Source organism: Aeromonas simiae, from assembly GCF_000820125.1.
Classification (GTDB): Bacteria; Pseudomonadota; Gammaproteobacteria; order Enterobacterales; family Aeromonadaceae; genus Aeromonas; species Aeromonas simiae.
Window position 1 is genome coordinate 1 of the sequence record NZ_CDBY01000020.1, and the last position, 5,979, is coordinate 5,979.

Annotated in this window: 10 protein-coding genes; all 10 read left to right on the forward strand. The window is 58.5% G+C overall.

All coding sequences use genetic code 11. The features are described 5' to 3' along the window. The coding region (locus BN1134_RS02570) for a DUF932 domain-containing protein (protein ID WP_042045076.1) at positions 1-636 on the forward strand (636 nt) is incomplete at its 5' end. A 95-nt stretch (positions 637-731) separates the two neighbouring features. Continuing rightward, complete coding sequence (locus BN1134_RS02575) at positions 732-1,733, forward strand: YqaJ viral recombinase family nuclease (RefSeq protein WP_042045077.1); 1,002 nt, start codon at positions 732-734, stop codon at positions 1,731-1,733. Next, complete coding sequence (locus tag BN1134_RS02580) at positions 1,730-2,668, forward strand: recombination directionality factor (RefSeq protein ID WP_042045078.1); 939 nt, start codon at positions 1,730-1,732, stop codon at positions 2,666-2,668. The genes BN1134_RS02575 and BN1134_RS02580 overlap by 4 nt, the downstream gene beginning before the upstream one ends. Positions 2,669-2,879: 211 nt before the next feature. Beyond that, positions 2,880-3,440, forward strand: a complete 561-nt coding sequence (locus tag BN1134_RS02590) for a lecithin retinol acyltransferase family protein (RefSeq protein ID WP_042045079.1) — start codon at positions 2,880-2,882, stop codon at positions 3,438-3,440. 38 nt (positions 3,441-3,478) lie between these two features. Next, positions 3,479-3,904 carry a DUF2787 domain-containing protein gene (locus tag BN1134_RS02595; RefSeq protein ID WP_042045080.1) on the forward strand — a complete coding sequence of 142 codons (426 nt, stop codon included), beginning with the start codon at positions 3,479-3,481 and terminating at the stop codon, positions 3,902-3,904. Positions 3,905-3,914: 10 nt separating this feature from the next. Next, entirely contained in the window at positions 3,915-4,343 is a 429-nt protein-coding gene (locus BN1134_RS19100) for a hypothetical protein (RefSeq protein WP_084214686.1), read from the forward strand. Next, a complete protein-coding gene (locus BN1134_RS02605; protein ID WP_042045082.1) occupies positions 4,318-4,602 on the forward strand; it encodes a hypothetical protein in 285 nt (94 codons plus the stop codon). Before BN1134_RS19100 ends, BN1134_RS02605 begins: the two co-directional genes overlap by 26 nt. A gap of 90 nt (positions 4,603-4,692) precedes the next feature. Next, entirely contained in the window at positions 4,693-5,190 is a 498-nt protein-coding gene (gene radC / locus BN1134_RS02610; RefSeq protein ID WP_042045083.1) for a RadC family protein, read from the forward strand. Beyond that, positions 5,187-5,378, forward strand: coding sequence for a hypothetical protein (locus BN1134_RS02615; RefSeq protein WP_029303518.1), 192 nt, complete (start codon positions 5,187-5,189; stop codon positions 5,376-5,378). The genes radC and BN1134_RS02615 overlap by 4 nt, the downstream gene beginning before the upstream one ends. A 24-nt stretch (positions 5,379-5,402) precedes the next feature. Beyond that, positions 5,403-5,741 carry a hypothetical protein gene (locus tag BN1134_RS02620; protein WP_192873243.1) on the forward strand — a complete coding sequence of 113 codons (339 nt, stop codon included), beginning with the start codon at positions 5,403-5,405 and terminating at the stop codon, positions 5,739-5,741. The last annotated feature ends 238 nt before the right edge of the window (positions 5,742-5,979 follow it).

Below are 5,979 nucleotides of genomic sequence, written 5' to 3' on the forward strand. Positions count from 1 at the left end.
GAAACCGCAGGCTCACTTAAAGGCGGTCGAAAGTTGTGGGCGCTGGCCAGTACCGGCCAAGACTTGAAACTCAAAGGCAATGACTTGGTGAAGTCCTACCTCCTGCTGGCTACCAGCTGCGATGGCACTCTCTGCACCACGGCCCAGTTCACCTCGCTGCGAGTGGTTTGTAATAACACCTTACAGATGGCGCTGCGTAATAGCTCCGGTGCGGTCAAGGTCTCCCACTCGACGACATTTGACCCCGCTATCGTCAAAGAGGAATTGGGGTTGGGAATTGCTCATTGGGATGAGTTCAAGACCCAGACCAAGGCATTAGCTGCACGTCCCGTCGCACCAGAAGAAGCGTTGCGCTTCTTTAGCGATTTGTTGACTCAACCGCTGGATGCCGATAATAAAATCATCCTCACCCGACCCGTCCAACAGCTTCACGAGTTGTATCAGGGCGCAGGCATGGGCTCTGAGTTAGTCAGCTCTCGCAATACTGCCTGGGGGCTGGTCAATGCCGTCACGGAATATGTGGACCACCATCGCCGAGCTCGCAGCCAGGATTATCGCCTCGATTCTGCCTGGTTCGGTCAGGGGGCTCAGCTAAAGTCTCAGGCCCTCAATCAGGCCCTTACTCTGCTGCAGTAATCACCGCTCTCCGTTTTATTTCATATTCCCGTTATAGACCCCTACCCGGCCATCAGGCCGGGCGGGAACGTTTATGCCTCCGACAAGGAGCAATGATGAAAGCAAAAGCCAAATACGGTCAGGCCACCCGTTTAGCCTCCACCACCGACCTCCCTCGCGAACAGTGGCTGGCGATCCGCAAGCTGGGGATCGGCTCGTCCGATGCCGCCGTGGCGGTCGGCCTCTCACCCTATAGATGCCCGCTGTCGCTGTGGTTGGAGAAGACTGGTCGCAAGGAGCCGGAAGATATCTCCCATAAAGAGGCTGTACTGTGGGGTATCGAACTGGAGCCGGTGTTGGCACAGGTCTACACCAAGCGCACCGGCTACCGGGTGCGTCGGGTCAATGCCGTGCTCCAGCACCCCGAGCATCTGTTTATGCTCGCTAATCTCGACCGGGAGGTGGTGGGCCACCCCGACGGCCCCGGCATCCTCGAAATCAAGACCGCCAGCTATCACAGTGCCCCGCAATGGGAGGAAGGCGTACCGGTCGCCTACCAGTGTCAGGTACTGCATCAGCTAGCCGTCACCGGTCATGCCTGGGCGGAAGTTGCGGTGCTGATCGGTGGTCAGGATTTTCGGATTTATCGCATCGATCGTGATGAGGAGAAGATCCGGGATCTCACCGAACGGGAAGTGCAGTTCTGGCATCAGGTCACCAGTGGCCTACAGCCCGAGCCCGATGGCTCCGAGGATGCTGGCTCGGCGCTGGCCTGGCTATTTCCTCGTGATGATGGGGAGACCGTCGATCTCTCCGATTCGCCCGAGTTCAATCAGCTGTTCGGGGAGTTGCTGCATCTGCGCGAACACAAAGAGGAAGTGGAACTACGCGAATCACAAATCAAGCAGCAGCTACAGGCCACGCTGGGAGCGGCTACGGCAGGACTCTTTGCCGATGGCAAGATCACTTGGAAACGCAGCAAGGATCGGCTGGCCCCGGACTTGGAACGGCTCGGGCAGGATCATCCCGACCTACTCAGCCACTACGTCAAACCGGTGCCCGGCTCACGCCGTTTCACCATTCAGGCAGTTCACTCTGCCAGGAGACACACGCCATGATCAAAGGACTCGCTATCACACCGCCCGTGATCGGGCGGATCTGTATTGGCAGGCTGGTACAGAAAGAGGGGAAATGGGTGCCGGAGAAGGACGACAGTTTCACCCTCACCACCCAGGTCCAGCAAAAGGGGGGATGGTTACTCCATCCCTTGCATCAGCAGTTCGCTCAAGGGCATGAGCAGGCCAAGATCCGCGCCATTCCGGTGCGGGTGCTGTTCAATGACAGCGACCTGAACCTGCGGGCAGAGTACAGCGCCTTTGACCGCCAAACTGGCAGACCGCTCTGTGTCGGCAATGGAGAGATGGCAAAACGGGTGGGGGCACAAGAGATGGAGGAGGTCAGTTGCCCCGGTCCGGAGCGCTGCCCTTACGGCCAGCAGCAGGGCTGCAAGCTGTACGGACGACTGAACCTGTTTGTGGAGGGACAGGGGGATGAACTCGGCAGCTTTATCTTTCGCACCACTGGCTATAACTCGGTACGGACCCTGGCGGCACGGCTCAAGTACTTCGAGGCAGTGAGTGGCGGCCTGACTCGCTATCTGCCGCTGACCTTACGGCTGAGGGCCAAGAGCACCGCCCAGTCCTACCGTACCCCGGTCTACTACGTGGATCTGACTCTGCGTGACGAGCTGACCCTGACCGAGGCGGTCGGTCAGGCACGGCAGGAAGCGTTACTGGATGATGAGGCGGGACTGACGATTAGCGAGATGGAAACCGTGGCGCGGGCGCTGCTGCGCAACGGTCAGTTCGAGGAGGCGGATGAAGAGGTGCCAATGCTGCTTGAGGAGTTTTACCCCCAGATGGAGGAAGGGGAACATTCGACTGCCGAACCAACACCGCAAACAGTGGCCCAGCCACGGGGAACGCGAACACGGGCATCCCCGTTAACCAACAAGCTAGGCAAGGGCGCCACACCGGCACCCGGTACGCCCTAACTCAGGATTTGGCCAGGCGCTCGACCAACCGCTCAAATGTCTCCAGCAGCAATGCCCGGTCGGCACTGTCCAGCCGGGCGAGTTTCTGCCCCAAGACGATACCCTGCTCAGTTGGCTGTGGGAGGGTTTCACATATCTTTTCACACCGACTCCAGGGCACCCACGAGGTGCCCTGCTTCGTTTTTATGTCTGACCACAAGGAGTTATCTTCATGTCTCGATTCATCCCAGGCGATCATCTGGTGACTGCTCGCCTCGGTTATACCCACCACGGCCTCTATGTCGGGGGCGACCTCGTTATCCACTACCAGGGGCCTAATCACGGCCTACCCGGTGAGATAGTGATGACCTCTCTGGATGCGTTTTCCGATGGTAAGCCGATCTGGTGCAAATTTTGCCCTGTTAGGCGGTATGGCCGAACGGAGAGCCTCGAACGTGCCCGCACACGGCTGGGCGAACACCGTTACGATGTGTTGTTCAGTAACTGTGAACACTTCGTGATGTGGTGCATCCACGGTATCCACCACTCGACACAGGTTAGCCAGGTAGCAACGGCGGTGGCGAAAGCAGCCCTCCGTACTCAGCAGACCACCATCATTCCCCCAGCTATGACCGTGTTGAGCCACGAGCGCACAACGTCTGATTGCATAACGCTCGCCACCTCAGCTATCACCCTGACCACCCTTGCGACATCGCCAAACTGGGTCCCCCTGGCAACCGGCGTATTAACTGCTCACGCAGCCAGCCGCCTCTGGTCCTGGCTCACCGACTGAGCCACTGCCTTACCCTCGCACAACAAGGAGCACTACCCATGACGATTCCCTTTCACCGGGACGGCTTTGCCCTGCCCGTTTGTCAGGCTCTGCTGGCCCTGCTCAGCCAAGAAGCCGAACGTACCGATCTCAATCTGGGGCGCTGTACCCAGCTGACCTTCAACTTCCGTAACCCCGGTTACAGCGCCGAACAAGGTGGTGTTCATCCAGTCGAGATTCGCCTGGTGCGTGGTCTTGACGACTGGCTGTTCGATTACGTCACCGATTTCAGTTACCAAGGGCTGGGCCAGGATGCCGAGCTCTGCAAGGAGCTTGATTTCAACTTCCTAGACGGGGAGTACAGCATGTTGGGCTGGGGGCCGCTGCGATTGGCCGAAGCGCGGGAGTTGTTCGACATCTGGCAGAGCAACTTCATCGCCTACTGCCGGCGGGAATGCTTCAGCGTCACGGTTAGCGGCGATTAGGAGGTGTGTGATGACTAACGAACTGCCGCTCTCCCATACCTCACGTCAGTGGTTGGGCCTGGTCGCGGCCAAAGCCAAACTGCAGCCGACTCACCAGGGCGAGCGCTGGTTGCTGCATCTGACTCCTGGTAGCCCAAACGCTCGCACCGTTACACTGCACCTGCGCTGGTATGGGGGGCAGTGGCAACTGCTCTCCCTCACCAATGCCGAGGACTGGCGCACCATGAGCCATCCCGTGGATGAAATCTGCGTTGACCCTAAGCGTCGTTGTTTCTGGCGCAGCCAAGCAGGACCGGTTTCTCTCAGCGAGCAACCCCGTGTGTTGGCAAGTTTCCTGGCTGACCTGCAGCGTACCTGCACTCATCACGGTTATCGAGTAGAGAGTGACCCCTTACCCCAAGAGGAGGCACACGATGCCCAAACAACCGATAGCCGTTGAGCTGGAAGCCATCAATCGGGAAGGGGAGACGCAAGTAGTGCGGGACAGCGGCCTGACCGTGCACGGCTACAGCGTCTATCTGCGGGCGATGGAGGCCAGTGGGTTAGGGCTGGCTACTTGGGTAGCTGACTACGACACCATTGGCCCGGCTTACCAACTGGCAGAACGGCTGAGTATTGCACTCGCTATCCCCCTCACTGTACTGGTCCCCGGATTGCTGATAACGGTGAAGTGTGACCCTGCTGCCACGGGCAACTGAACTACCCTCAAAGTGAACCAACAACCGCTCTACCTTTAACCCTGACATGCTTTATGTGTGCCGGGGTTTTGTTTATTTGGAGAACCCCACATGCGTTACCACAAACTCAAAGCCGGGGAATGCCCCGGCACCTATGTCGTCACCGAACCCGTGACCGAGCAAGACCTGTTGCGTATCGCCAATCAGATTGCTCGCAAGCGTCTTGCCAAAGGCTCCGCCATCACCAGTACCACAGAGGCCGCTGAGCGGCTGCAGACCCTGCTGCAGGACCGGGAGCACGAAGTGTTTGGTGCACTGTTCCTCGACTCCCAACATCGTGTACTGGCCTTTGAGGAGCTGTTTCGCGGCACCTTGGACAGCGCCAGTATCTACCCACGGGAAGTGGTCAAGCGGGCCATACTGCTCAACAGTGGGGCCATCATCGCGGTGCACAATCACCCCAGCGGTGACCCGGAACCCAGTCAATCTGACAGGGTCTTTACCCAGGCCCTCAAAGAAGCCTTGGCGCTGGTCGATGTGCGATTGCTTGACCATCTGGTGGTCGGTGCTGAGGGCTTAGTCTCGATGGCCGAAAGAGGTCAGCTATGAACCAGACCCCAGGCAAAACCCACCTCACCGCCCTCGATATCCTCATCGAGTTGCGCTGTTGGCTGGCAGACAACGTCGAGATGCAGACCGAGCCCGCCATCGTGGCTCACCTGCCTAACGGCTCCCCGCTCACCCAGGCCGATAGTATCGAGGCTATTGATGCGCTGCTGCATCAGCTGCGCCATTAGTCCGTTCCAAAAGAGAAATGAGCGATGCGATTACCTAACCCCTATTCCCTTGAGGAAACCCTGAGCAAGCTGCGCCATCGTCTGGCTACTGCCTGCAACGAGGAGGCGCTGGCATTACTGGAAAAAGCCGTCACCAAGGCGCGTGATGACGAGGGTTATGCCAGGCAGCTTGAAGAGGCCTTGCTGCGGGGATCCACCATCGAGATCCGCGAATGCCTCAGCTGCTTTGGCGACTACTTCGAGCGCTCCCGAGACGCACCGCCCTATTACCTGCATCACGATACCGTCAACGGCATTGATTGTGCGCTCTACGCCATCCTGTTTGATGCGGCTTACCCAGACGCAGAGCAGGCGCACGAATAACGCCAGCATCCCCAAACCCGGATCATCCGCGCCAACACCATGATCCGGATATTCCAACACTACCCACTGGGCCACCTCACTGCAGGTGGCCTTTTGCATTTCAAGGAATCACCCCATGTCTGCCTTCATGATCGATCGCAAGGATTACCTAGCCTTTGCCGTACAGTTACACCGCTTTTGCAATGCCCCGATGCCACCGCACTACATCCTTGAGTTGATGCGCACCCTCTGGTGGAAC